Source organism: Mesorhizobium sp. CA6 (assembly GCF_020165035.1).
Lineage (GTDB): Bacteria > Pseudomonadota > Alphaproteobacteria > Rhizobiales > Rhizobiaceae > Mesorhizobium.
Window position 1 is genome coordinate 147,244 of sequence record NZ_JAIUHI010000006.1, and the last position, 21,309, is coordinate 168,552.

The 21,309-nt window shown below is 64.0% G+C and carries 27 protein-coding genes; 15 read left to right on the forward strand and 12 right to left on the reverse strand.

What is annotated here, in order from left to right:
* The first annotated feature begins 1 nt into the window (after nucleotide 1).
* Together crcB and LB526_RS11035 are read left to right on the forward strand one after the other, a co-directional pair.
* Nucleotides 2-424 carry a fluoride efflux transporter CrcB gene (crcB, locus tag LB526_RS11030; protein ID WP_411967424.1) on the forward strand — a complete coding sequence of 141 codons (423 nt, stop codon included), beginning with the start codon at nucleotides 2-4 and terminating at the stop codon, nucleotides 422-424.
* Between the two features lie 32 nt (nucleotides 425-456).
* Entirely contained in the window at nucleotides 457-801 is a 345-nt protein-coding gene (locus LB526_RS11035) for a DUF190 domain-containing protein (RefSeq protein ID WP_224606988.1), read from the forward strand.
* Here the strand turns inward: LB526_RS11035 and LB526_RS11040 are convergent.
* Nucleotides 783-1,025 (reverse strand): hypothetical protein, encoded by a 243-nt coding sequence (locus tag LB526_RS11040; protein WP_224544037.1) that lies wholly within the window; start codon nucleotides 1,023-1,025, stop codon nucleotides 783-785. The two genes, LB526_RS11035 and LB526_RS11040, sit on opposite strands and share 19 nt — an antisense overlap.
* Before the next feature lie 164 nt (nucleotides 1,026-1,189).
* Nucleotides 1,190-1,612 carry a nucleoside-diphosphate kinase gene (gene ndk, locus LB526_RS11045; RefSeq protein ID WP_027165590.1) on the reverse strand — a complete coding sequence of 141 codons (423 nt, stop codon included), beginning with the start codon at nucleotides 1,610-1,612 and terminating at the stop codon, nucleotides 1,190-1,192.
* A 157-nt stretch (nucleotides 1,613-1,769) separates the two neighbouring features.
* Here ndk and LB526_RS11050 point away from each other — a divergent pair, with 157 nt between their 5' ends.
* Complete coding sequence (locus LB526_RS11050) at nucleotides 1,770-2,003, forward strand: hypothetical protein (protein ID WP_224524927.1); 234 nt, start codon at nucleotides 1,770-1,772, stop codon at nucleotides 2,001-2,003.
* 44 nt (nucleotides 2,004-2,047) lie between these two features.
* On the opposite strand, the gene LB526_RS11055 is transcribed toward LB526_RS11050, so the two are convergent.
* Nucleotides 2,048-2,344 carry a DUF1905 domain-containing protein gene (locus LB526_RS11055; RefSeq protein ID WP_224544036.1) on the reverse strand — a complete coding sequence of 99 codons (297 nt, stop codon included), beginning with the start codon at nucleotides 2,342-2,344 and terminating at the stop codon, nucleotides 2,048-2,050.
* A gap of 24 nt (nucleotides 2,345-2,368) precedes the next feature.
* A complete protein-coding gene (locus LB526_RS11060) occupies nucleotides 2,369-3,061 on the reverse strand; it encodes a glutathione S-transferase family protein (RefSeq protein WP_224544035.1) in 693 nt (230 codons plus the stop codon).
* A 61-nt stretch (nucleotides 3,062-3,122) separates the two neighbouring features.
* On the opposite strand from LB526_RS11060, the gene LB526_RS11065 reads away from it, so the two are divergent.
* The 3 genes from LB526_RS11065 (at nucleotide 3,123) to LB526_RS11075 (ending at nucleotide 5,839) form a co-directional block, all read left to right on the forward strand.
* Nucleotides 3,123-3,632, forward strand: coding sequence for a DinB family protein (locus LB526_RS11065; RefSeq protein ID WP_224544034.1), 510 nt, complete (start codon nucleotides 3,123-3,125; stop codon nucleotides 3,630-3,632).
* Nucleotides 3,633-3,841: 209 nt separating this feature from the next.
* Nucleotides 3,842-4,654 carry a hypothetical protein gene (locus tag LB526_RS11070; protein WP_224627631.1) on the forward strand — a complete coding sequence of 271 codons (813 nt, stop codon included), beginning with the start codon at nucleotides 3,842-3,844 and terminating at the stop codon, nucleotides 4,652-4,654.
* 399 nt (nucleotides 4,655-5,053) lie between these two features.
* A complete protein-coding gene (locus LB526_RS11075; protein WP_224627634.1) occupies nucleotides 5,054-5,839 on the forward strand; it encodes a GGDEF domain-containing protein in 786 nt (261 codons plus the stop codon).
* A gap of 49 nt (nucleotides 5,840-5,888) precedes the next feature.
* On the opposite strand, the gene LB526_RS11080 is transcribed toward LB526_RS11075, so the two are convergent.
* Entirely contained in the window at nucleotides 5,889-6,266 is a 378-nt protein-coding gene (locus tag LB526_RS11080; protein WP_224627636.1) for a hypothetical protein, read from the reverse strand.
* Nucleotides 6,267-6,507: 241 nt separating this feature from the next.
* Between LB526_RS11080 and LB526_RS11085 the strand changes: the two genes are divergently transcribed.
* The gene (locus LB526_RS11085; RefSeq protein ID WP_224627638.1) at nucleotides 6,508-7,323 is read left to right on the forward strand and encodes a sterol desaturase family protein; all 816 of its coding nucleotides are present in this window, start codon (nucleotides 6,508-6,510) and stop codon (nucleotides 7,321-7,323) included.
* 62 nt (nucleotides 7,324-7,385) lie between these two features.
* On the opposite strand, the gene LB526_RS11090 is transcribed toward LB526_RS11085, so the two are convergent.
* The 3 genes from LB526_RS11090 to LB526_RS11100 all read right to left on the reverse strand — a co-directional run bounded on the left by LB526_RS11090 (nucleotide 7,386) and on the right by LB526_RS11100 (nucleotide 10,264).
* On the reverse strand, nucleotides 7,386-7,688 hold the full coding sequence (locus tag LB526_RS11090; protein WP_224627640.1) for a DUF982 domain-containing protein: 303 nt from the start codon (nucleotides 7,686-7,688) through the stop codon (nucleotides 7,386-7,388).
* Between the two features lie 183 nt (nucleotides 7,689-7,871).
* A complete protein-coding gene (locus LB526_RS11095) occupies nucleotides 7,872-9,953 on the reverse strand; it encodes an ATP-dependent helicase (RefSeq protein WP_224627643.1) in 2,082 nt (693 codons plus the stop codon).
* A gap of 143 nt (nucleotides 9,954-10,096) precedes the next feature.
* Entirely contained in the window at nucleotides 10,097-10,264 is a 168-nt protein-coding gene (locus LB526_RS11100) for a hypothetical protein (RefSeq protein WP_181165039.1), read from the reverse strand.
* 131 nt (nucleotides 10,265-10,395) lie between these two features.
* On the opposite strand from LB526_RS11100, the gene LB526_RS11105 reads away from it, so the two are divergent.
* Nucleotides 10,396-10,578 (forward strand): hypothetical protein, encoded by a 183-nt coding sequence (locus LB526_RS11105; protein WP_140846066.1) that lies wholly within the window; start codon nucleotides 10,396-10,398, stop codon nucleotides 10,576-10,578.
* A gap of 269 nt (nucleotides 10,579-10,847) precedes the next feature.
* On the opposite strand, the gene LB526_RS11110 is transcribed toward LB526_RS11105, so the two are convergent.
* A complete protein-coding gene (locus LB526_RS11110) occupies nucleotides 10,848-11,816 on the reverse strand; it encodes a LysR substrate-binding domain-containing protein (protein WP_224524912.1) in 969 nt (322 codons plus the stop codon).
* Between the two features lie 113 nt (nucleotides 11,817-11,929).
* On the opposite strand from LB526_RS11110, the gene LB526_RS11115 reads away from it, so the two are divergent.
* The 5 genes from LB526_RS11115 to LB526_RS11135 all read left to right on the forward strand — a co-directional run bounded on the left by LB526_RS11115 (nucleotide 11,930) and on the right by LB526_RS11135 (nucleotide 15,237).
* Nucleotides 11,930-12,763: a hypothetical protein gene (locus tag LB526_RS11115; protein WP_224627644.1), complete on the forward strand. Its 834-nt coding sequence runs from the start codon at nucleotides 11,930-11,932 to the stop codon at nucleotides 12,761-12,763.
* A complete protein-coding gene (locus tag LB526_RS11120; RefSeq protein ID WP_224627645.1) occupies nucleotides 12,763-13,908 on the forward strand; it encodes a DMT family transporter in 1,146 nt (381 codons plus the stop codon). The genes LB526_RS11115 and LB526_RS11120 overlap by 1 nt, the downstream gene beginning before the upstream one ends.
* Nucleotides 13,889-14,110, forward strand: a complete 222-nt coding sequence (locus LB526_RS11125; protein ID WP_224544029.1) for a hypothetical protein — start codon at nucleotides 13,889-13,891, stop codon at nucleotides 14,108-14,110. The genes LB526_RS11120 and LB526_RS11125 overlap by 20 nt, the downstream gene beginning before the upstream one ends.
* A gap of 356 nt (nucleotides 14,111-14,466) precedes the next feature.
* Nucleotides 14,467-14,916 carry a MucR family transcriptional regulator gene (locus LB526_RS11130; protein WP_095767194.1) on the forward strand — a complete coding sequence of 150 codons (450 nt, stop codon included), beginning with the start codon at nucleotides 14,467-14,469 and terminating at the stop codon, nucleotides 14,914-14,916.
* Between the two features lie 3 nt (nucleotides 14,917-14,919).
* Nucleotides 14,920-15,237 carry a hypothetical protein gene (locus tag LB526_RS11135; protein ID WP_224524905.1) on the forward strand — a complete coding sequence of 106 codons (318 nt, stop codon included), beginning with the start codon at nucleotides 14,920-14,922 and terminating at the stop codon, nucleotides 15,235-15,237.
* Nucleotides 15,238-15,332: 95 nt separating this feature from the next.
* Here the strand turns inward: LB526_RS11135 and LB526_RS11140 are convergent, their stop codons facing one another.
* The 3 genes from LB526_RS11140 to LB526_RS11150 all read right to left on the reverse strand — a co-directional run bounded on the left by LB526_RS11140 (nucleotide 15,333) and on the right by LB526_RS11150 (nucleotide 16,979).
* Nucleotides 15,333-15,533, reverse strand: a complete 201-nt coding sequence (locus LB526_RS11140) for a hypothetical protein (protein WP_224627647.1) — start codon at nucleotides 15,531-15,533, stop codon at nucleotides 15,333-15,335.
* Between the two features lie 290 nt (nucleotides 15,534-15,823).
* Nucleotides 15,824-16,534 (reverse strand): lysozyme inhibitor LprI family protein, encoded by a 711-nt coding sequence (locus LB526_RS11145; protein WP_224627648.1) that lies wholly within the window; start codon nucleotides 16,532-16,534, stop codon nucleotides 15,824-15,826.
* Between the two features lie 208 nt (nucleotides 16,535-16,742).
* Nucleotides 16,743-16,979 carry a hypothetical protein gene (locus LB526_RS11150; RefSeq protein WP_140846071.1) on the reverse strand — a complete coding sequence of 79 codons (237 nt, stop codon included), beginning with the start codon at nucleotides 16,977-16,979 and terminating at the stop codon, nucleotides 16,743-16,745.
* Nucleotides 16,980-17,114: 135 nt separating this feature from the next.
* Between LB526_RS11150 and LB526_RS11155 the strand changes: the two genes are divergently transcribed.
* Both LB526_RS11155 and LB526_RS11160 read left to right on the forward strand, forming a co-directional pair.
* Complete coding sequence (locus tag LB526_RS11155) at nucleotides 17,115-18,992, forward strand: ABC-F family ATP-binding cassette domain-containing protein (protein WP_224627649.1); 1,878 nt, start codon at nucleotides 17,115-17,117, stop codon at nucleotides 18,990-18,992.
* 205 nt (nucleotides 18,993-19,197) lie between these two features.
* A complete protein-coding gene (locus LB526_RS11160) occupies nucleotides 19,198-21,303 on the forward strand; it encodes a molybdopterin-dependent oxidoreductase (protein ID WP_224627650.1) in 2,106 nt (701 codons plus the stop codon).
* Nucleotides 21,304-21,309: the final 6 nt, after the last annotated feature.

Sequence of the window (21,309 nt, forward strand, 5' to 3'; positions counted from 1 at the left end):
GATGGCAATGCGGCTTTATCTGGCGGTCGGCTGCGGCGCGGCGACCGGTTCGCTGGCTCGCTTCCTGTCGGGCTATGTCATCGTCTCGCTGCTCGGCCTGAATGCGCTGTGGTCGACCGCTTTCGTCAATGTCGTCGGCTCCTGGGTCATCATGGTCTTCGCCACGCTGACCGGGCCGGACGGCCGCATGATGGTCGGTCCCGCCAGTCGCAATTTCGTCATGGTGGGCTTCTGCGGCGGCCTCACCACCTTTTCAGCGATGAGCCTCGACACCTTCACTCTGCTGTTCGAGGGCGACTTGCCGCTGGCCGCGACCTATCTCATCAGTGTGGTCGGCCTGTCGCTCGCCGCCGCGTGGTTGGGCTATCTCATGGCGTCCAGGCTCAATCGCCTGCCGGTCGACAGGCAGTCGGCCAATAGGTGATGGACCACACAGGTGATCAGGGAGAAGAGAACATGGAACTTCCCGCGCAATGCGCGCTGCTCAGGATATTCTTCGGCGAGGACGACAGGGCGGCCGACGGCAAGCCGCTGCATGAAGCGATCGTCATCAAGGCGCGCGAGACCGGCATGGCCGGCGCCACGGTGCTGAGGGGGCCACTCGGCTTCGGCCGCTCCAGCGTGCTCCACACCGCCAAGATTCTGCGCCTGTCGCAGGATTTGCCCATCGTCGTCGAGATCGTCGACGCGCCGGAGAAGATCGAGGCGCTGATCCCCGAGATCAAGGCACTGACCAGGACGAAGAGCTGCCTGATCACCCGGGAGAAGGTGGAAGTCATCCGCTACGGCGACGGGGACTGAACTCCCCCGATCTCCCCGTCACCGCCTCGGAGATGGCGGCCGATGGCCGCTTCATCGAAGACACCGGCGGAAAACAGTCTCATCGCCTCTATCGCCAAGTCCGACGCCTCGGGACTGCCTAAGACGATGCCGCGCTCCTCGCAGACCTCGTCATAAATACGCTTCAACAGGGCGAGGTCATCCGGATAGGCAAGGCCACTTTCAGAAACATGAGGCTTGATCATGCCTCCCTCCCTCGGTTCGGCGGAAGCGCGGCTCACAGCCGTCGACGCCCAGCGCTACTTTTGCCAATTTCGCTGAACCTAGGGCAGGCGGCGGATGTGACCACCCGTTGCAAACAAAAACGGCCCGCTGGAGCGGGCCGTTCCGTGAAACTCGAGCTTGCGCCTCAGCCGACGATCTCAGTGTCCGAGAACCAGTACTTGATCTCCTGCGCGGCGGTTTCGGGCGCGTCCGAGCCATGCACCGAATTCTCGCCGATCGACAGTGCATGGACCTTGCGGATGGTGCCCTCGGCGGCGTTCGCCGGATTGGTGGCGCCCATCACTTCGCGGTTCTTGGCGATGGCGTTCTCGCCCTCCAGCACCTGCACGATGGTCGGCGCCGACGACATGAATTCCACCAGCTCGCCGAAGAACGGGCGATCCTTGTGGACGGCGTAGAACCCTTCCGCCTCGCGGCGGCTCATCCACACGCGGCGCGATGCGATGACGCGCAGGCCGGCGTCTTCCAGCATTTTGGTGATGGCGCCCGTCAGGTTGCGCCTGGTCGCGTCCGGCTTGATCATGGAGAAGGTGCGTTCGATCGCCATAGGGTCGTCCTTGTTGTGGGAATGGAAATTGGAGTGGCGGGCTCTATACAAGCCGCCCGGCGGCTTGCCAAGGGGAGGCGGCTTCTGGTCAAGGCGAGCGCTTTGCGGGATAATTGGACGGCTGCGAACGCGCTGGACGCAGCTTGGAGCCGAGGCGATGAACTGGCCCTATCTCAGTCGCGGCGACATGGCGGGCATTGTCTTAGTGGCCGTGGTTCTTGCCTTGGCTGTCTTCGCCCTGCTGTTCTTCCCGCAGCGCGCAGAGCAGAATTTCGGCTTCGGCCCGGAATGGCAGTGCGTGCGCATGGAACAGGGCGATCCGATCTGCGTGAGGCTGGCCGACGGCAATGCGCCGAACGGGGACGCGCGCGACAAGGACGCGTCAAAATAGACGCGAATGGCACTGCACAGGGATTTTGACCGGTCGGCTTCAGTCTAAAGCTCGACCTCGATGGTCAGCTTCGGCGAATCCCCTGCCTTGAGACCTTCGCGCTGGCGCACCGAGGCCTTGACCGGCAACAGAAGGCTGCCGGACGCCTTGTCGGGAAAGAGTGATGTTTGCCACCTGGTCTTGCCGATCGCCGCCGTGATGCCGAGCGAGCCCCAAGGGCGCGCCAGCCCCGTCATCGCCGCCTTGATCCGTGCCGCGAACTCCAACGGTAGTGTCACGAAATGCCAGCCGCCCTTGCCGGGGTAGACCCAAATCTCGGCCCGCATCTCATAGCGCAACATGCCAGCCCCCAACACTCGCGGTCTTCACGCCGCCGCCGCGACCTGCCGGCCGATCCCGCCATGCAGGTCGAGACAGCGCTCGAACCAGCGGGCGATGCTGTCGCCGTCGTCGAGCAACCGGAAAGGCGAGGCGATGCGGCCCCATTGCAGCGCCCCGAACACGATGTAATCGGCAAACAGCGGCGCCTCGCCGCCGATGAAAGGCTGGTAGGCGAGTGTCGAGCGCAGCGGCTCCAGCGCGGCGCGGAAGGCCGGGAGCCCGGCATCGCGGTTGGCCACGACGTCTTCCAGGCGCTTGCCATAGCGCTGCTCGCGATTCTCGCGGAAATAGGCAGCGTTCGGTTCGTCCTGCATCGCATGCAGATCGGTCAGCGCCACCGTCGCGATGTAGGGGTGTATGGTGAGCTGCGACCAGCGCTCGATGAAGCGTGCCATCGCCTTGCCGCCTTCGCCGGAAAACAGCGTCGGCCGTTCCGGATAGGCTTCGTCGAGATAGAGCGCGATGGCGAAGGAATCGGCGACAACCCGCTCGCCGTCGCGGATCACCGGCACCGTCTTCGACACGCCGCCTTCGACTTTCGGCACCTCCAGGAAGCGCGTCGGCACGTCGGTGGCGGCAAGTCCCTTATGCGCCAGTGCCATCTTGGTCTTCCAGCAATGCGGGCTGAACGGGCGGGCGACGTCATGGCCGACGAGGTCATAGAGCAGAATGGTCATTGGCGGGTCCGTTGCTGCGGGTTACGAAGGGCCCGGATTCGGGTCAAGCCGGGTGGGAAGAATGAAGCAGCATTTCATGATGTTTGCGGCCTACAATCAATGGGCCAATGGCCGTCTCTACGATGCCGCCGCCGATCTTGCCGAAGACGAGCTCGGTCGCGACGTCGGCGCCGTCTTCGGCTCGATGCTCGGCACGCTCAACCATCTGCTCGCCGTCGACCGCGTCTGGATGAAGCGCTTCACCGGCGAGGGCGACGCGCCTTCGAACACCGCCGCCATGCTCTACGACGCTTTGCCGGCCCTGAGGCTGGCGCGCGAGGCCGAGGACAGAAGGATCGTCGACTGGATGGGCGGGATCGGCGACAAGGCGCTCGCCGGCCGTTTCTCCTACATGACCGTCGACATGCGCACCGTCTCGCAGCGCCTTTCGCCGGCGCTCGGCCATTTCTTCAACCACCAGACCCACCATCGCGGCCAGGCGCATATGGTGCTCACGGTGCTCGGCCGGCCTTCGGTGTCGCTCGACCTGGCACTGTTCCAGCGCTCCGAGGAAGGTCGCGCCTACGCCTGAGCGCTGCATGGTCCAGGCTTTTCCGCGAGTCGATTGTCGATCAAACTCAACCATCAAGGAAGACGCGTACTCAGCGAATTTTACCTTGAAAAAATGGAACCCTGACCGAGCCCGTTCGTATTCCCTTCATTCCCTCTCGCACAGGCATGCGCACGGACTCGGCAGTCCGGCGATGCAGTGCGAAAAAAGTGGCAACGAAGGAGAATGCCATGAATGGTATCGTAGAAAAAATCGCCGGCACATTGATCGGCGGCATCGCCATTCTCGCCGTGCCGGCGAATGCCGCTGGTCTCGACATCGGCTTTGGTATCGGCAACACTGGCGTCGCGGCGGGTAACCCGGGCGGCGCGGGCACCGGCACGGGCTCCTCGATGGGCGGATCAACCGGTCTCGGCACTGGCTTTGGCAGCAGCATCGGCGGCGTCGGCGTGGGCGGCACCGGCGGCTTCAACGCCGGCACTACTGGCTCGATCGGCGGCGTCGCGGGCACGACTACCGGGACAGGCACCTCGTTCGGTGCGACCGGCGGCATCGGCACGGGCATGGCGGGCGGCGGCTTAAACGCAGGCACCAGCGGCTCGATTGGCGGTGCCATGGGCACGACCACCGGCATCCCATTCGGTGCGACGGGCAGCATCGGCGGCGTCGGCACAGTAGGCGGCGGTGGTTTGAACGCCGGCACCAGCGGCTCGATTGGCGGTGCCGCGGATACAACCACCGGCACCTCGTTCGGTGCGACCGGTGGCGTCGTCGGTACCGGCTCCGTGCGTGGCGGCGCTAGCGGCTTGAACGCCGGCACAAGCGGCTCGATTGGTGGTGCCACAGGCACAATCATCCCCAATACTGGTACCTCGTTTGGCGCGACGGGCGGCGTCGGCGGCACCGGCACGGTGGGCGGCTCCGGCGGCTTCAACGCCGGTATCGGCGGCTCGGCCGCCGGCTCCACCATAGGTTCCGGCAATATCTCGACCGGTGGCATCGGTGGCACCGTGGGTGGTTCGGGCCGCTCGACAGCCCACTAAAAGGAAAGGCAGAGCCCGCCGCCGTGGAGACGGGCCTGCCGGTTACTTCGCGTTATTGCTGCGCGCACCGAGCTTGCATTGAAGCCGATATTGTTCTCCCGCTGGACAATCGACCGGTTGCAGCGGGGCAATACCATGCAGCCAACGGCCAACCGGGAGCATCGGACCGGCCGTGAGGCTCCGCGGCACGCCTGCCGCATTGCCGGCTGCGGCCGGCGGTGCCTGACGAGGCCTCCGACCAGTCGGAGAGCCTTCCGCATCCGTGGTGGGCTTTCTGATTGCCTACCACGGCAGGCGGTGCCGACGGCGTATTAACCACACTTGCATTGAAGCTAATATGTTAGGACTTCTTTTGCGCTCGCGCTCCACAATAAGCGTGTTGCAGTGGGAGCAAAGGGCATGCGCATCGATTTGTCCCCGACAAGTTGGGGCAGGGTCGTGGTGGTCACCGCCGCCGGTACCGCCTTTTTCATTGCCGCCGCTTTCTTCGTCGATTCCTTCAATTTCCCCTCGCTGTCGCCGCAGGCGCTGCTTTGGGCGCAATTCACGGACCTTTTCCTGCCGCTTATCCTTGGCGGCTCCTTCCTGTTCTTCCTGATGTGGAAGATGCGCCAGCTGGCCATCACGCAGAAGGAACTCGGCGTCATTGCCGCGACCGACAGCCTGACGGCGGTCTTCAATCGCGGTGCCTTCTCGATGCTGGTCGAAGCCTATCTCGAGCGGGCGCGCGACCAAACGGTCGCCGACACCGGCGCGCTGCTGATCGTCGATGCGGATCACTTCAAATCGATCAACGACCGCCTCGGTCACGATTGCGGCGACCAGGCGCTGAGGTTGATCGCCGCGACGATCAAGGGGCAACTGCACGGCGCCGACATTGTCGGACGCATCGGCGGCGAGGAATTCGCGGTCTTCCTGCCCGGCGCCGACGCCGCACGCTCGTTTCTGGTCGCCGAATCCATCAGGCGCCGCATCCGCGAGGCCGAGTTTGCGCCCGGCGGGCGGCCTTGGCCGCTTTCCGTGAGCATCGGCGGCACCGCCTTCAGCGGCCCGACCACCTACCATGACATGTTCCAGGTCGCCGACCGCCATCTCTACAAGGCCAAGTCCAATGGCCGCGACCAGGTGAGCTTCGAGATTCCGCGCGGCGTGCCGGCGGGTGATGCCGCCGGCACGGTCCACTGAATCCGAGGACAACGGTGCCTGCGGTTGAGCAGCGGCCTCTGCTGGCGGATCAACTGGCGCTCGACATCGAGATAGGCCTGATCGGGCCCGCCGCGGTCGGGGTCGACCCCGGCTGATGCACCACCGCCATCAGCATGCCGTGTTCGGCGAGCAGGTTCAGCCACTTCAGCGCTTCCCATTTAGGCGTCGCGCCGCCGCGGCCCGTGAGGCTGCGATTGATGTAGCCGGGATAGGAAAGCAGGCGCTTGCCCGCCGAGGCGCCGCAGGTGCCGATCCTGACCGCCTTGCCGTCGGCGGTGACCCAGGCATAGACGGCTTCGCCGAGTTCGCAGGCCTTCGGATCGGTTATCGTCGCTCGGATCGACGACTTGTCCGGGCCAAGCCGCATTTCGGCCGCCGGCTTGAAACGCTCGCGATCGAGAAACATCCGCCCTCCCGATGCATGTCGCCCGGAGGTGTGCAACGGTTCCGGGACAACGACATGCATCAAAACAAAGACTTAAAGCGCGTCCGCAACTGACATGGTGAACGGCAACCGTCCGTGTGGTGTTTCACGCAGCCGTCGAAAGTTTTCACGCGATTTCGCAGCGCCGCGTATGCCAGCAACGGTCCGTTCATTCTTTGGCGGCTAGTGTCGGAGACTGGCCTCAGCCGATCCGCGAGCGACCGTGTTCGATCTCATCGACTACAAGGCGGTGCTGGTCATCGCCCTCATCTTTATTCCGCTCGAGCAGCTCCTGCCGCTGCATGCCGAGCAATCGGCCGCGCGCCGGCATTGGCTGAACGACGTCTTCTATCTGCTCTTCAACGGCATCGTCATCAAGTTCGGCCTGTTGCTGGTGATCGGCGCTGCGATGCTGGTGGTTCCGCGCGTCGTTCCCGAGGCGCTTTCGGCCGCCGTCCGGTCGCAGCCTTTATGGCTGCAGACGATCGAGGCCCTGCTCATCGCCGATATAGGCTTCTACTTTGCCCATCGCGCCTTTCACGCGGTGCCGTTCCTGTGGCGTTTTCACGCCATTCATCACTCGATCGAGGAGATGGACTGGCTGGCCGGCCACCGCGTGCACCCGGTGGATCAGATCCTGACCAAGTCGGCTTCGTTCCTGCCGCTCTTCGCCCTGGGTTTTTCCGGGGAAGCGGTTCTCATCTATGTGCTGATCTATCATTGGCAGTCGGTGTTCATCCACTCCAACACCCGCATCAAGTTCGGGCCGCTGAGATGGCTGATTGCCTTGCCGCAGTTTCATCACTGGCACCATGCCAACGAACGCCAGGCCTATGACAAGAACTTCGCCGGACAGTTGCCCGTCCTCGATCTGATCGGCGGCACCTTGTTCATGCCGCAACATATGCCGGAAAAATACGGCATCGACGAGCCGGTGCCGCAGCTCTATCACCAGCAGCTCGTCTATCCCTTCGTGACCACGGCCGAGCCGGTCGCGCCGATCGCAGAAACGTTACCGGCGGCCGCCAAGCCGGAATGACGTCACGGAAAAACCCGCCACTGAGGGCGGGCTTCCGACAGAGTGGTCCTCTGGTGTAAAATTCAGGCAGCGAAGCCGCCATAGCCGCGCGCCACCGGCTTGACCGAGACGACCGGCTGCTCCGAAGGCCACAAGACGCCTGCCGTCACCGCGAAGGTGATCAGCGCATCGCGCGCGGCCTCGACCGGGATTTCTCCATTCCGCGCGGCCTCGCAGGCCTTCACCGCGGCGCCATAGCTGAGGCGGCGGCGCGACGGCGGGAACTCGGTCAGGAAATCATGCATGTCGAACAGCGAGGCGATCATGCGCTTGTGGCCGGCGCCGACGCTGAGGGCGACCGGTGTGAAGAACGTCCTGTCGTGCATTCGGACCTCGTCAGTTGGCTGCGGAGGCGGCGAGCCTCCCTGGCTGGGGAAGGACGCCACACAACGCGGCTTGCGGCGGGAGGTTCCACGCATGCCGCTGTTTTCTCAAGGATGGCGTGCCCCCCGCTGGCGCGGAGACAAATCGGGCTCTTTGCCTTGCAGTCGCTGGAACGGCCAGGCAGCCTATTTCCACATGCCGCGCATGCGGGCGCCGAGGTCGACCTTGACGCCCGGCCGCTGGCGCGGGTCGTCCTTGAGCGCGCCGCTCGCCCAGGACGACTGCTCGAAGGCCGAAAGCATCGAGGCCGGGATGAAGCGCGTGCGCGAGGCATAGACGTGGCGGTCGCCGCGCGCCGCCTGGTTGTGCGGATAAAAGCGCTGCGGCACGACGAGATGCAGGCTGTCCTTGGCACGGGTCATCGCCACATAGAGCAGGCGCCGCTCCTCCTCGATGTCCTCCTTGGTGCCGACGCCGAGATCGGCCGGGATGCAGCCGTCAACGGTGTTGAGCACGAAAACGTTCTTCCATTCCTGGCCCTTGGCCGAATGGATGGTCGACAGGATGAGATAATCCTCGTCGCGATGCGGCGGCCCGGCCTGGTCGCTTGTGGCGTCGGGCGGGTCGAGGGTGAGCTCGGTCAGGAAGCGCTCGCGCGACGGATAGGTCGATGCGATCTGCTCAAGCTGGAGGAGATCGGCCCGGCGCGTGATCGCATCCTCATGGATGCGCTCCAGATGCGGCTCGTACCACAGCCTGATCCGCTCGAGGTCGGCCGGCCATTTCGCGCCGGCGCGTAAGCCGCCATAGATGTCGAGGAAGACCGGCCAGTCCTGCGCTGCGCGCTGCGGCGGCCGGAACCGTGCGAGGCCTAGCGTCTCGTCCAGCGACGTCGCCATGGCGTCGACGATCTGCGAGGCGGCGGACGGGCCGATGCCCGGCATGAGCTGCAGCACGCGAAAACCGGCGACGCGGTCGCGCGGGTTCTCGGCAAAACGCAGCATCGCCAGCATGTCCTTGACATGCGCGGCATCGAGGAATTTCAGCCCGCCGAACTTGACGAAGGGAATGTTGCGGCGCGTCAGCTCCACCTCCAGCGGCCCGCTATGGCTCGAGGTGCGGAACAGCACCGCCTGTGCCTTCAGCGCCGTGCCCGTCTCGCGCTCGGCCAGGATCGCCTGGCATACATAGTTGGCCTGCTCGGCCTCGTCGCGCACGCTGACCAGTTGCGGCTTGTGCGAGGACCGGCGCTCTGTCCACAGATTCTTGGTGAAGCGCTCGCTGGCCTCGCCGATCACCTTGTTGGCGGCGGCCAGGATCGTCTCGGTCGAGCGGTAATTGCGCTCCAGCATGATCACCGCGGCTGCTTGCACGAACTGCTTTGGGAAATCGAGGATGTTGCGCACTTCGGCAGCGCGGAAGGAATAGATCGACTGCGCGTCGTCGCCCACCACGGTCAGCCCGGCGCCGTCCGGCTTCAGCGCCAGAAGGATCGAGGCCTGCAGCCGGTTGGTGTCCTGGTATTCGTCGACCAGCACATGATCGAAGCGACCGCCGAGATGCGCCGCGATCTCCGGCTCGGCCGCCATCTGCGCCCAGTAGAGCAGCAGGTCGTCGTAATCGAGAACATTCTGCGCCTGCTTGGCCTCGACATAGGCCGCGAACAGCTCTTTCAGCTGTTCGGCCCATCCTGAGCACCAAGGGAAGGCCGACCCAAGCACTTCTCCCAGCGGCGCCTGCGCATTCACCGCCCGCGAATAGATCTGCAGACAGGTGCCTTTGGTAGGAAAGCGGCTTTCGGTCTTCGAGAATCCCAGCTCGTGCCGCGCAAGGTTCATCAGGTCAGCGGAATCCTCGCGGTCATGGATGGTGAAGGCCGGGTCGAGGCCGATCTGTTCGGCATAGTCGCGCAGCAGTCGCGCGCCGATGCCGTGGAAAGTGCCGGCCCAGGCCAGCGCGTCGGCGATGATTGCCGCGTCGCGCCCCAGCACCTCGCCGGCAATGCGCTCGACGCGCTTGGCCATCTCGGCCGCCGCGCGGCGCGAGAAGGTCATCAACAGAATGCGGCGCGGATCGGCGCCCTTGACGATCAGATGGGCGACGCGATGCGCCAGCGTGTTGGTCTTGCCGGAGCCGGCGCCGGCGATCACCAGCAGCGGCGCCGCCACCTTGCCGTCGCCATGCATCACCGCCAGCCGCTGCGCGTCGTTCAGCCGGCCAAGATAGGCGGGCGCCTCGAAGGACGAATCACGAGCGGCGATGTTCATCGCCCATCAAGCATCGTTTCCGCTTTGTTCGCAATAATTTCCTCGCCCCGCGAGCGGGAAGAGGTGGCCGCGAAGCGGCCGGAGAGGGGCTGCGCCGGCATCCACGCTTCACCGGAAGGGGCTATTCCCAATCGAAAGAGCCGCTACCGCTTCGGCTCGACCCCCATCGCCGCCGACTGGCGCCGCAAATTGCGCCTTTCGTCGCCCGGCATATCCAGCGGCGCGACGTCTCCAGGCACTTCGTCGATGATCCTCACGGCAACGCGATAGGCGGTGTAGGCAAAAAGCCCGGCAAGCAGAAGGCGGACCATGATCAGTTTCCTCGTTGCGTTCGATTGGCTCGGGATTCCAACCGGACTCGGATCGGTTGGTTCCCGCCGGTCAACGCAACCAAACCGCCACCGCCCCGTTTGCCCCAAGGAGCGAACGAGAGGAGGTCGTCATGAAGAAGCTTCCTGTGCTGCTGGCTCTTGCGGCAGGGCTCGTGCTCGCCGCCTGCGACAACAGCGTGCCGCCCACCAAGGCGCCGGGCGATGAAGTCAACCAGAACCCTCAGGTCGACAAGAACCCTGTGCCGAAATCGACCACCGGCGGAGACCAGCCGGGCACGCCGCCGAAGCAATAGCGCCAAGGCCGGGCTTGCCCAGATTATCGTCGGGCCGAAACGAAGAAGGCCGGCGCTGCTTGGGAGGAAGCTCGGTAGCGCCGGCCAAGCGGGAAAATCAGGCCCGCCGCACAACACAAGATAGCTGAGTCTCCGCTTCGCGTCATGGTGCGATCGCGGTAGCCGGCTATGGAGCCACCGGAAAATTACGAAATTCTGCAGAGCCCGTCATTGCGAGGCCTCCGATGGTGCGGCATTCGCTCAAATGAGCATCCGTGGAAGACTGGCCTTCACGCCATCGCCACGCGCCGTACCGGCACGTTGGCGATCTCGATGTCCAACTGGCGCTGCGTCAGCGCCGCTTCGGCCATGATCCACCGCTTGAACAGCTCGACCTTGCGGGCGCCGACCGCCTTGATGGGGCTGACGAAATACCAACCCGCCGTGTTGGGATGGTGGACCGCGAAGGGGGCCACCAGCCGTTCGGCGCGGATGTCGCTTGCCATATAGGCGCGGTTGGCGACGGCAAAGCCCATGCCGGCATTGGCCGCTTCGTAGGACATCATGCAGCTATCGAAATAGACGCTCCTCGTTTCGCCAAGCACGAAGCTTGCGCCGGCAAAGCCCAGCCACGACTGCCAGTTCTGCGTGCACGTGTCAGAGTGTAGCAGCGTGAAGTAGCGCAGATCCTCCGGCACCACCTTCGACAGCGGTTTGTCGCCCAGCACCTCATGGAAGAGTTTGCGGCTGCACACCGGCGTCAGATCTTCCTTGAACAGCAGCTCCGACGTGAGACCGGGGAAATTGCCGTCGCCATAACGGATTTCGAGGTCGTATTCGGAAGTCGAGAATTCATGCGTGGCGTAAGAGGTCGACACCCGCATCTCAATATCGGAATATTGATGCTGGAAGGCCGAAAGCCGCGGAAACAGCCAGCGCGCCGCAAAGGTCGGCAGCACGCAGATCCGCAACACATGCGCCTGCGACTGGCCGGTTGCCTCCATGCTGGCCGCCACTATCCGCTCCAGCGCCTCGCGCACGCGCGCCACATAGGTCTCGCCCTCCGGCGTCAGCGACACCGCGTTGCCGCCACGCTCGAAGATCTTGAAGCGCAGCTGATCCTCCAGGCTCTTCACGCGCTGGCTGACGGCGGAAGCGGTGATGAATTGCTCTTCGCCGGCGCGCGTGAAATTCCTGTGCCTCGCGGCGCTCTCCACGATTTTCAGTGAGTTGAGGTTGACCTGACTGAGCAGTCGCACGGGGTTTTCGACCTTAAGCTGGGCTTACGCTACCACCAGCATTCCTAAATTTACAGGGGTAGGCGTTTAAATGACTGTTAACCAAGTGTTGCCCCCATCTTGGAGAAAATAGAATGAACGCCCATACAATTCCCGAACTGCGCTGTGCAATGAGCCGCGAGGCCATCATTGGTCATGAGACCTCCTGGAAAGTGTCGGGTTTCGGCGTCGCCCAGTATCGTCACGGTTACGACCCGGCTCTGCTTGCCGCCATCGAAGAAGCGGCGCTCAAATTGAAGGCCAGCCATGCCGTGCACAAGCACCTCGACCTCACCTTCATCACTGGTGCCGACCGCTATATTCCCGAGATCAAGGAGCTCTTGCACGACAAGCTGCGCCTGGAAAGATTGTCCGACATGATGGGAACCAAGCTCGAGCCCTATCCGCTGTCGATCGTCGGCTCGACCGTCACCTTCATGAATCCAAGGGATGGCGCGGTCGAATGGCATTGCGACGGCGTTCCGGTGACGGAGCTCATTCCGCTGTCGATCAGCGATCCTCTCATCGGCGGTCATCTGGAAATCTACTGCGACGATTCCGAGACCGGCCGCTCGATTCTGGAATCCGGCCGCGAGCTGCCGCGCAACAAGATCATGCGCATCGACCACAAGATGAACTACGCCACGCTCGGCCAGTTCCTCGGTGTGCTCCACCGCACCGCGCCGATCCAGCTCGGCGAGCGCGTCACGCTGGTGCTCAACCAGCGCTCGGCGGCAAAACCCTATGTCGACGACAACCGCATGTTCTACCTCGCCGCCGACAACGACCATGACCGTGCCTGGGTGAACGAGCTGGCCGAGGATGTCTGGACCAACCAGCTGCCCGCCTACCGCCGCCATGCCGAGGAACATCCTGTGCCGCAGCCGACGGCGGAAGCGGTTTCCGGCGGGGCGAGGGAGTCTTGGTAATGACCGACGATCCGGTCGAGTGTCAGCCGCCTTCAGTGTCGCTGAGCCTCGGGCCGGTCGGGCCGGAAAGCCAAAGCCGTTCCGGCGCCCGCGGCGCGGCGCTTGCCTTCGCCCTCGGTGCCGTAGCGCTGTGGGCGACCAACGCCCTGGTCGGCAAGACGTTGCTTGCCGTCTATCCGGTGTCGCAGGTGCAGTTCCTGCAATTTTGCGGCGCGACCCTGGTTTTCGCGCTGATCCGGCTCTTTCCTTCCCCCCTTGTGGGGGAAGGTGGATCGGCGCGCAGCGCCGAGACGGATGAGGGGTGTTCCAGCGGAGTGAGACGCTGGCATTCCCTGGAACACCCCTCATCCGTCCTCGCTACGCGAGGCCACCGCCCGGGGGCGAGCCACGGGTCTCGCCCCGTCCTTCGGACCCCACAAGGGGAGAAGGGAAATGCCGCGCTCGCCTATCTCGTTGGCTTCCTCGGCCTGGTCGGCACCATGGTCCTGCAATATATCGGCTTCGCCTCGGCGCCGGTCATCGAGGCGAATCTTGTCGCCTATACTTGGCCGCTGATGACTGCCGCGGCGGTCATCCTGCTTGGCAGGCCGCGGCGTCCGCTGTTGCTCGGGCTGGCGGCGGCGATTGGTTTCGTCGGCGTGGCGCTGGTGATCTCCGGCGGCCGCGCGCATTTTTGGTCCAACAGGGCATGGTTCCAAGGCGGCAGCCTTGTCGGCTATCTCGCCGCTTTCGGCTCCGCGCTCTGCATGGCCTTCTACTCGTTCGCTGTCGGCCGCCTCGCCGTGTCGCCCGAGCGGCTGCTCCTGCCTTCGGCGCTGATCGGTGTCGCGCTCACCTTTGCCTGGTGCCTGCATGATGGCGTCGTGCGCCCGAGCGGCGCGCATCTTCTGCTCGGCCTCTATCTCGGCGCCGGCCCGATGGGGCTCGGCTATTATTTCTGGTCGCGCGCGGCAAAGCTCGACCACGGCGGCAGGATAGCGGTCGTCGCCTATCTGACGCCGATAGCTTCCACGTTTCTGCTGACGCTCTCGGGCGAAAGCTTGTCGATGACGGCTGTTGCCGGCGCCGTCCTCGTTATTGGCAGCTGCCTTGCGGTCGGCATCGAAGGTACGGAGAGCAGGCACAATGTCCAAAATGGCCGTTGACGAGGACGAACGCCGCGCCAGGCAGGAGGCGCACTGGCTGGTCAGAGAGTTTGGCGCGGAGGCGCCGCTCTATGCGGCCATGAAGGCCGAAAAGGCCATCGAGCAGAAGGACTTTAGTCGCTGCGCGCGCTGGAAGCGCGTGCTGGAGATCCTCGCGGAGAGGCCGCCTGCCGAGCTCAGGCGCGGTGTCGCCGCCGGATGAGCGATTTGCCATTGGGCCGCCGAATCGCGCATGGTCGAGCATTCGGCTGGCGGATTGCCGTTGCCGTGCTGGAACTTGGCCTGAACTTCGATTTTTCAGCAACTCCTACCGTAGGTTGAAGTGCTGTAGCCCCTTTTACCTATCCAGGCAGGCGGCCGGTGCTATAAAGCGTGCGCTATAGCTATTAGAATTCCTAACTTGCGCGTTTCCAGTCCGTGTAGAAACATCGCCCGGTATTGAGTCTGGTAGCTTTACTGACTCTGGACGGTCCGTTGGGGGACAGGTCCAATTCGATACACCGACGAAAGTCTTAAAAAAAGAGCTGGCGATTTGAGGGCCAGCAGAAGGTGAAAAAATTGTCCAACATCGACGACAAGACTGCAATCGAACTGACCGCCGACATTGTCTCGGCCTATGTCGGCAACAATCCGCTCCCTGCCTCCGGCCTGCCCGATCTGATCGCCAGCGTCAGCGCGTCGGTGCGCAGACTCGCCACCGGCAGCGTTGTCAAGGAGGCGGTGGCGCAGACGCCTGCGGTCAACCCGAAGCGCTCGGTTTTCCCCGACCACATCGTGTGCCTGGAGGACGGAAAGAAGTTCAAGTCGTTGAAGCGTCACCTCGCGACCGATCATAACCTGACGCCGGACGAATATCGTGCGAAATGGGGCCTGCCCGCCGATTATCCGATGGTGGCGCCGAGCTACTCGGCCACCCGCTCGGCGTTGGCCAAATCCTCCGGCCTCGGCCGCAAGCCGGCCGGCGGCGACGCGGCCAGGAGCAAGGGCAAGCGTAAGGCCAAGGCCTGAGGCATGTTGCCCGCAGCGGATGATGTCGCGCCATGGCCATTGCGCGACCATCTGGCCGACCTTGCCGCGTTGCGCCGCGGGGTCGCCGCGCAGTGCTCAGTGAGTGCGGCTCACGGCGTCAAGGCGCGGCGCATCCTGTTTTCGCTGGGCAGTCCGTCCGGCGACCTGCTTGCGGCGCTGGACGCGCTCGACCGGTTCGAGCGCGCCATCATCGAATGCGACGCTCCGCCGGTAATCGAGGCGCACAGGCTGCAATGTCTCGCCGTCCTTGAGCAATTCCAGGAAAAGTGTGAGCGGTTAGGCTCGGCGACTTCGGCGTAGCCTTTCCGCCCGGAACTGCGTCAAAACAGGGGGATAGAGCGATTTACCGTTTCCTCGAAACGGTGAAACGCTCTGGACCGCCTTATGGCGAGCGCTCAGCCGAGGACCTGAGGCGGCTCCGCCGGCCGGACCTGCTTGGGGGCCTGCTCGTTGGCCAGGCTCTCCGCCTCGACAGCCGTCATCTCAAGAAGGTAGACGAGCATGTTGTAGCGCGTGCGCGAGAGCATCTTCGCCAGCTTGCGCGTGATTTCCGCGACATATCGCAACGTGCGTGGATCGTTGATCGCCGCGCCCATCGTGAGCTCCTGAATGCCAGAGCCAAGTTTTCTTGGATCAAGTTATCGTTGGCGCCAACTCACGACTCACGGCGCATCGGCAAGATCGCAGGTTTGCGATAAAAACTGAAATCAATTTTTGATAAGCATCATGCTTGGGTCAGAAGATTTCGCTGCCTTTTTGGTGGTATCGTCTCTTGCTGCATCAATATTGAGCACGAGGCAAACTTGCGGTTGTCTGCTTGCGACGGGTTGATCTTTCTCCGGGAATGTTGATCGCCGTGGCAGTCAGGAGCGACGTCGGGTGCGGCTTAGTTCTTGTAGGCGGAACAAAAGCCGGGCGGGTTGTCATTGCCGATCATGGCGCAGCCGCGCTTGATCTCATCGATCATCACGTTGCACGCGTTCTGCCCGTTGCAGGGCGGATTGGTCGCCGGCGAAACCTGGACGCATTGCGAGACATACTCGTCCGACTTCGCCTTTCCCGCGGATTGCACGCATGGCCGCGTGTCGTTCCGGCTTACCTGTGCAGGGGCGGGTTTCGCAGACGCCGTGCCAGCCGTCGCGGGCGCGGCGCTGCCGCCGCTTTGCGGCACGCAGGAGAGGTCGCCTTCGGGGCATTGCAACTGGTGCTGTAACTGCGCCAGCCGCGCCTTGGTCAAGTCCTGCTTGCAGGTCTCGACGAGGGTCGCATATACCGAGCCACCGGCATAGGGCTGGGTGCGGAAGGCGCATTCCTTGTCGCGGAAGGGGATCCAGGCGCGCTGCGCCTCGCGCAGGCGCTTCAGGTCGGTGGGAGCCAGACGTCCCGCCAGCTCCTTGTAGACTGCATTGAGCCCCGCGTCCGCCGAAGCGGCATTCGCGGCCGTGCAGGTCGCAAGGTCGGCCTGCGTCTTCGCTGCCGCGCAGTCGATGGTTGCCGCACGGGCGGCGGGAGTGGTGGGAAGCATGGTCAGGCCGGCGACGACTGCGAAAATCGCGACCGCCAGCGAGGCCGAAAGGAGCGAGGTCTTGGCTGACATCTGATCTGTCCTCTGCTTGAGCCGAACCCGCCGCTCGCGCCAGCATAGGTTGAGACAACCGCGGCGATCAACGCCAAACCTGTGACGTGGCAAGCAAAGTGTGACCGGGCGAAAGCAGAGGAACGAACAATCCTTCCTTGAGGGGAGACATTCCGGCAGGATAGAAGGGCGTGTCCGCCAGCCTCTTCGTCAATCATAAGGCGAAGCCTTAGGATGCTTTTCCGGAGTCGATTTGGATCAACAGGTGTTTCGGCTCCCGCGTCTCCAGCCGGTTCGCAATCTTGGCCGCTTGGGGCGAGATTGGTTGGCCCTGCAGCCCGCTCGCGGGTTCAGCGGCGAGAGCAATGTGAGCGGTCTCGTCTTCGAACAGAACCACCTGCGTCGCCAGCGCGGTTGTCGTGGCGACCTGGAAGAAGATGAAAGCCAGGGCGAGATAGCGGATCACGGGCGTCCAAACGCTTCGGCCGGCAACTGGTTCCAGTCCTTCGAGTTTTTTGCTGAACGGCCAAAGACAGCGAGCGGGGGTCTCATCCCGGGCCTGGCTCTTGCGAAGCGCCGATCTCCCGTGCAAAAGCCGGCCATGCTTATCATCAACGACCTTACGCTGCGCATGGCGGGGCGGCTGCTTCTCGATCATGCTTCATTGACCTTGCCGGCCGGCACCAAGGCCGGCCTTGTCGGCCGCAACGGCACCGGCAAGACGACGCTGTTCAAGGCGATCACCGGCGATTTCCCTTCTGAGACCGGTTCGATCAGCCTGCCGAAAAGCACCCGCATCGGCCAGGTGGCGCAGGAAGCGCCCGGCACCGAGGAGCCGCTGATCGACATCGTGCTCAAGGCCGATATTGAGCGCACCGCGCTGCTCGAAGAGGAAAAGACGGCGACCGACGCGCACCGCATTGCCGACATCCACATGCGGCTGGCCGACATCGACGCCCACTCGGCCGAGTCCCGCGCGGCCACCATCCTTGCCGGCCTCGGCTTCGACGACGCGGCGCAGCGCCGCCCGGCCTCCTCCTTCTCGGGCGGCTGGCGCATGCGCGTGGCTTTGGCCGCAGTGCTGTTTTCCGAGCCTGACCTTCTGCTGCTCGACGAGCCGACCAACTATCTCGACCTCGAAGGCACGCTCTGGCTCGAGAATTACGTCTCGAAATATCCGCACACGGTTCTGCTGATCTCCCACGACCGTGACCTGCTCAATCGCGCCGTCAATTCCATCGTCCACCTCGATCAGAAGAAGCTGACCTTGTGGCGCGGCGGCTACGACCAGTTCGAGCGCCAGTACACCGAGCAAAAGGAACAGCAGGAGAAGGGCCGCATCAAGCAGGAAGCCGCCCGCAAGCATATGGAATCCTTCGTCGAGCGCTTCCGCGCCAAGGCCTCCAAGGCCAGGCAGGCGCAGTCGCGCATCAAGGCGCTGGAAAAGATGAAGCCGATCGCGGCGATCGTGAACGACACGGTGCGGCCGTTTTCCTTTCCCGAGCCGGTGAAGACGGTCGCTTCGCCGATCGTTGCACTCAACAACGTGAGTGTCGGTTATACGCCTGGTGAGCCGATCCTGAAGAAGATGACCTTGCGCATCGATGCCGATGACCGCATCGCGTTGCTCGGCGCCAACGGCAACGGCAAGTCGACCTTCGCCAAGCTTTTGTCCGGCCGGCTGAAGCAGGAGGCCGGCACGATGACGGTAGCGCCTGGGCTGAAGGTGGCGATCTTTGCCCAGCACCAGCTCGACGATCTCAGGCCTGAGGAAAACGCCTACGAGCATGTTCGCAGGCTGATGCCGGAGGCGCCGGAATCGAAGGTGCGCGGCCGTGTCGCCCAGTTTGGGCTTACCACCGAGAAGATGAACACCGCCGCCAAGGATCTGTCCGGCGGCGAGAAGGCGCGGCTGTTGATGGGGCTGTCGGCCTTCGAGGGGCCGAACCTGTTCATCCTCGACGAGCCCACCAATCACCTCGACATCGACAGCCGTGAATCGCTGATCCATGCGCTGAACGATTTTCCGGGCGCCGTGATCCTGATCTCGCACGATCGGCATCTGCTTGAGGCGACGGCCGACCGCCTGTGGCTGGTCAAGGACGGCGCGGTCAATCCCTATGACGGCGACCTGGAGGATTATAAGACGCTGGTCACCGGCGTTTCCGCCAACCGCCGTGAGCAGAAGGAGGCGGACAAGGCGTCCAAGGCCGATCGCCGCCGCGAGGCGGCCCAGCGCCGCGCGGCACTGGAGCCTTTAGCCAAGGAAATCCGCGCCACCGAGGCCCTCATGGACCGCATCCGCAAGCGCATCGACCTGATCGAGGACGAGCTTGCCAATCCGGCGGTCTACGAAAAGGACCCCTCGACCGCGACGCAGCTCGCCAAGGAGCGCTCGCAACTGGCGCAGACGCTGGCGCAAAACGAGGACAAGTGGCTGACGATGTCGGCGGAGTATGAGGAAGGGATCGCGGACTAGCGCGATTTCCCTTCTCCCCTTGTGGGAGAAGGTGGCCGCGAAGCGGCCGGATGAGGGGTGCTCCAGGGAAAGCCGACGCCTCACTCCGCTGGAACACCCCTCTTCCGTCTCGGCGCTATGCGCCGATCCACCTTCTCCCGCAGGGGGAGAAGGGGGAGCCCATCTGGCCCTACAACTCGTCCCTAAAACCCGCTACACACCCCGCATGAACCAGCACGCCAAGCTCCGGATCGGCCATTCGGCCTGCCCGCATGATTGCCCCTCCACCTGCGCCCTCGAAGTCGAGTTGCTCGAAGACAACCGCATCGGCCGCGTCCACGGCGCCAAGGCGAACAGCTACACGGCGGGTGTCGTCTGCGCCAAGGTCGCGCGCTATGCCGACCGCGTCCACCATCCCGACCGGCTGCTGAAGCCGCTGGTGCGCGCCGGGGCCAAGGGCGAGGGCGCCTGGAAGGAAGCCAGCTGGGAAGCAGCCCTCGATCTCGTGGCGGAAAAATTCATCGAAGCCGAAGAAAAATACGGCTCGGAGACGGTCTGGCCTTATTTCTACGCCGGCACGATGGGGCTGGTGCAGCGTGACGGCATCCAGCGGCTGCGCCACGCCAAGAAATACTCGGGCTTTTTCGGCTCGATCTGCACCAATCTCGCCTGGACCGGCTGGATGATGGGGGCGGGCGCGCTGCGCGGTCCCGATCCGCGCGAGATGGCAAAATCCGACTGCGTGGTGATCTGGGGCACCAATGCCGTGGTCACCCAAGTCAACGTGATGACCCATGCGACCAGGGCGCGCAAGGAGCGTGGGGCCAAGATCGTCGTCATCGACATCTACGACAACGCCACGATGAAGCAGGCCGATCTCGGCCTGATGCTGAAGCCCGGCACCGACGGCGCGCTCGCCTGCGCGGTCATGCATGTGCTGTTCCGCGATGGGCTGGCCGACCGCGCCTATCTCGAGAAATACACCGATGATCCGCGTGGGCTGGAAGAACATTTGCGGACGCGCACACCCGAATGGGCGGCCGCCATAACCGGGCTATCCGTCGCCGAGATCGAGGCATTCGCCCATCTCGTCGGCAACACCAAGAAGACCTACTTCCGGCTCGGCTACGGCTTTGCCCGCCAGCGCAACGGCTCCGTCAACATGCATGCCGTCTCCTGCATCGCCGCCGTCACTGGCGCCTGGCAGTATGAGGGCGGCGGCGCCTTCCACTCCAACTCCGGCATCTTCCAGCTGAACCAGGACGTGCTGGAAGGCACCGCGATGCGCGACCCGAAGGTGCGCTATCTCGACCATTCGCGCATCGGCCCGGTGCTGACGGGCGCGGCCGACGCGCTCTATGGCGGTCCCCCGGTGACGGCGATGCTGATCCAGAACACCAATCCGGCCAATGTCGCCCCGGAGCAGCGGCTGGTGAGAAAGGGTTTTCTGCGCGAGGATCTGTTCACCTGCGTGCATGAGCAGTTCATGACCGACACGGCCAAGCTCGCCGACGTCGTGCTGCCGGCGACGATGTTTCTGGAGCATGACGACATCTACAAGGGCGGCGGCAATCAGCACATCACGCTGGGCCCCAAGCTGATCGAGCCGCCGGAGGGGCCGCGAACCGACCACTATGTCAATGAGGAGCTCGCCAAGCGGCTCGGCGTCGGCGACCGCCCGGGCTTCGGCCTGACCGAGCGCGAGCATATCGACATCATCCTCGGCAAGCGCGGGCTCGGCAGCTTCGACAGCCTGAAGGCTGAGAAGTGGATCGACCTGCAGCCCGGCTTCGACGACGCGCATTTCATCAACGGCTTTGGCCATGCCGACAAGAAATTCCACTTCCGGCCCAACTGGACCGGGCAGTCGGCGCCCAACCGGCCGCCGAAAAGCATGGGTCTGTTCGGCCCGGTGGGACGGCTGCCGGAATTCCCCGATCATGTCGAGCTGATCGAGGTCGCGGACGAGGAGCATCCGTTCCGGCTGGCGACCTCGCCGGCGCGCAATTTTTTGAACTCGACTTTTGCCGAGACGCCAGTGTCGAAGGCCAGGGAAGGCCGGCCCGAATTGTTGCTTCATCCCGAAGATGCCGCGGCGCTCGGCATCGAGGATGGCGGCCGCGTCGAGGTGGGCAACCGGCGCGGCGACGTGGTGCTGCACGCAAAATTTTTCGACGGCGTGAAGCGCGGTGTGGTGATCGCCGAAGGCATCTGGCCGAACAGCGCGCACGAGCGCGGCGAAGGCATCAACGTGCTGACCGGCGCCGATGCGCCCGCGCCCTATGGCGGCGCCGCCGTCCATGACAACAAGGTGTGGCTCAGGGCACTTTGACCCACT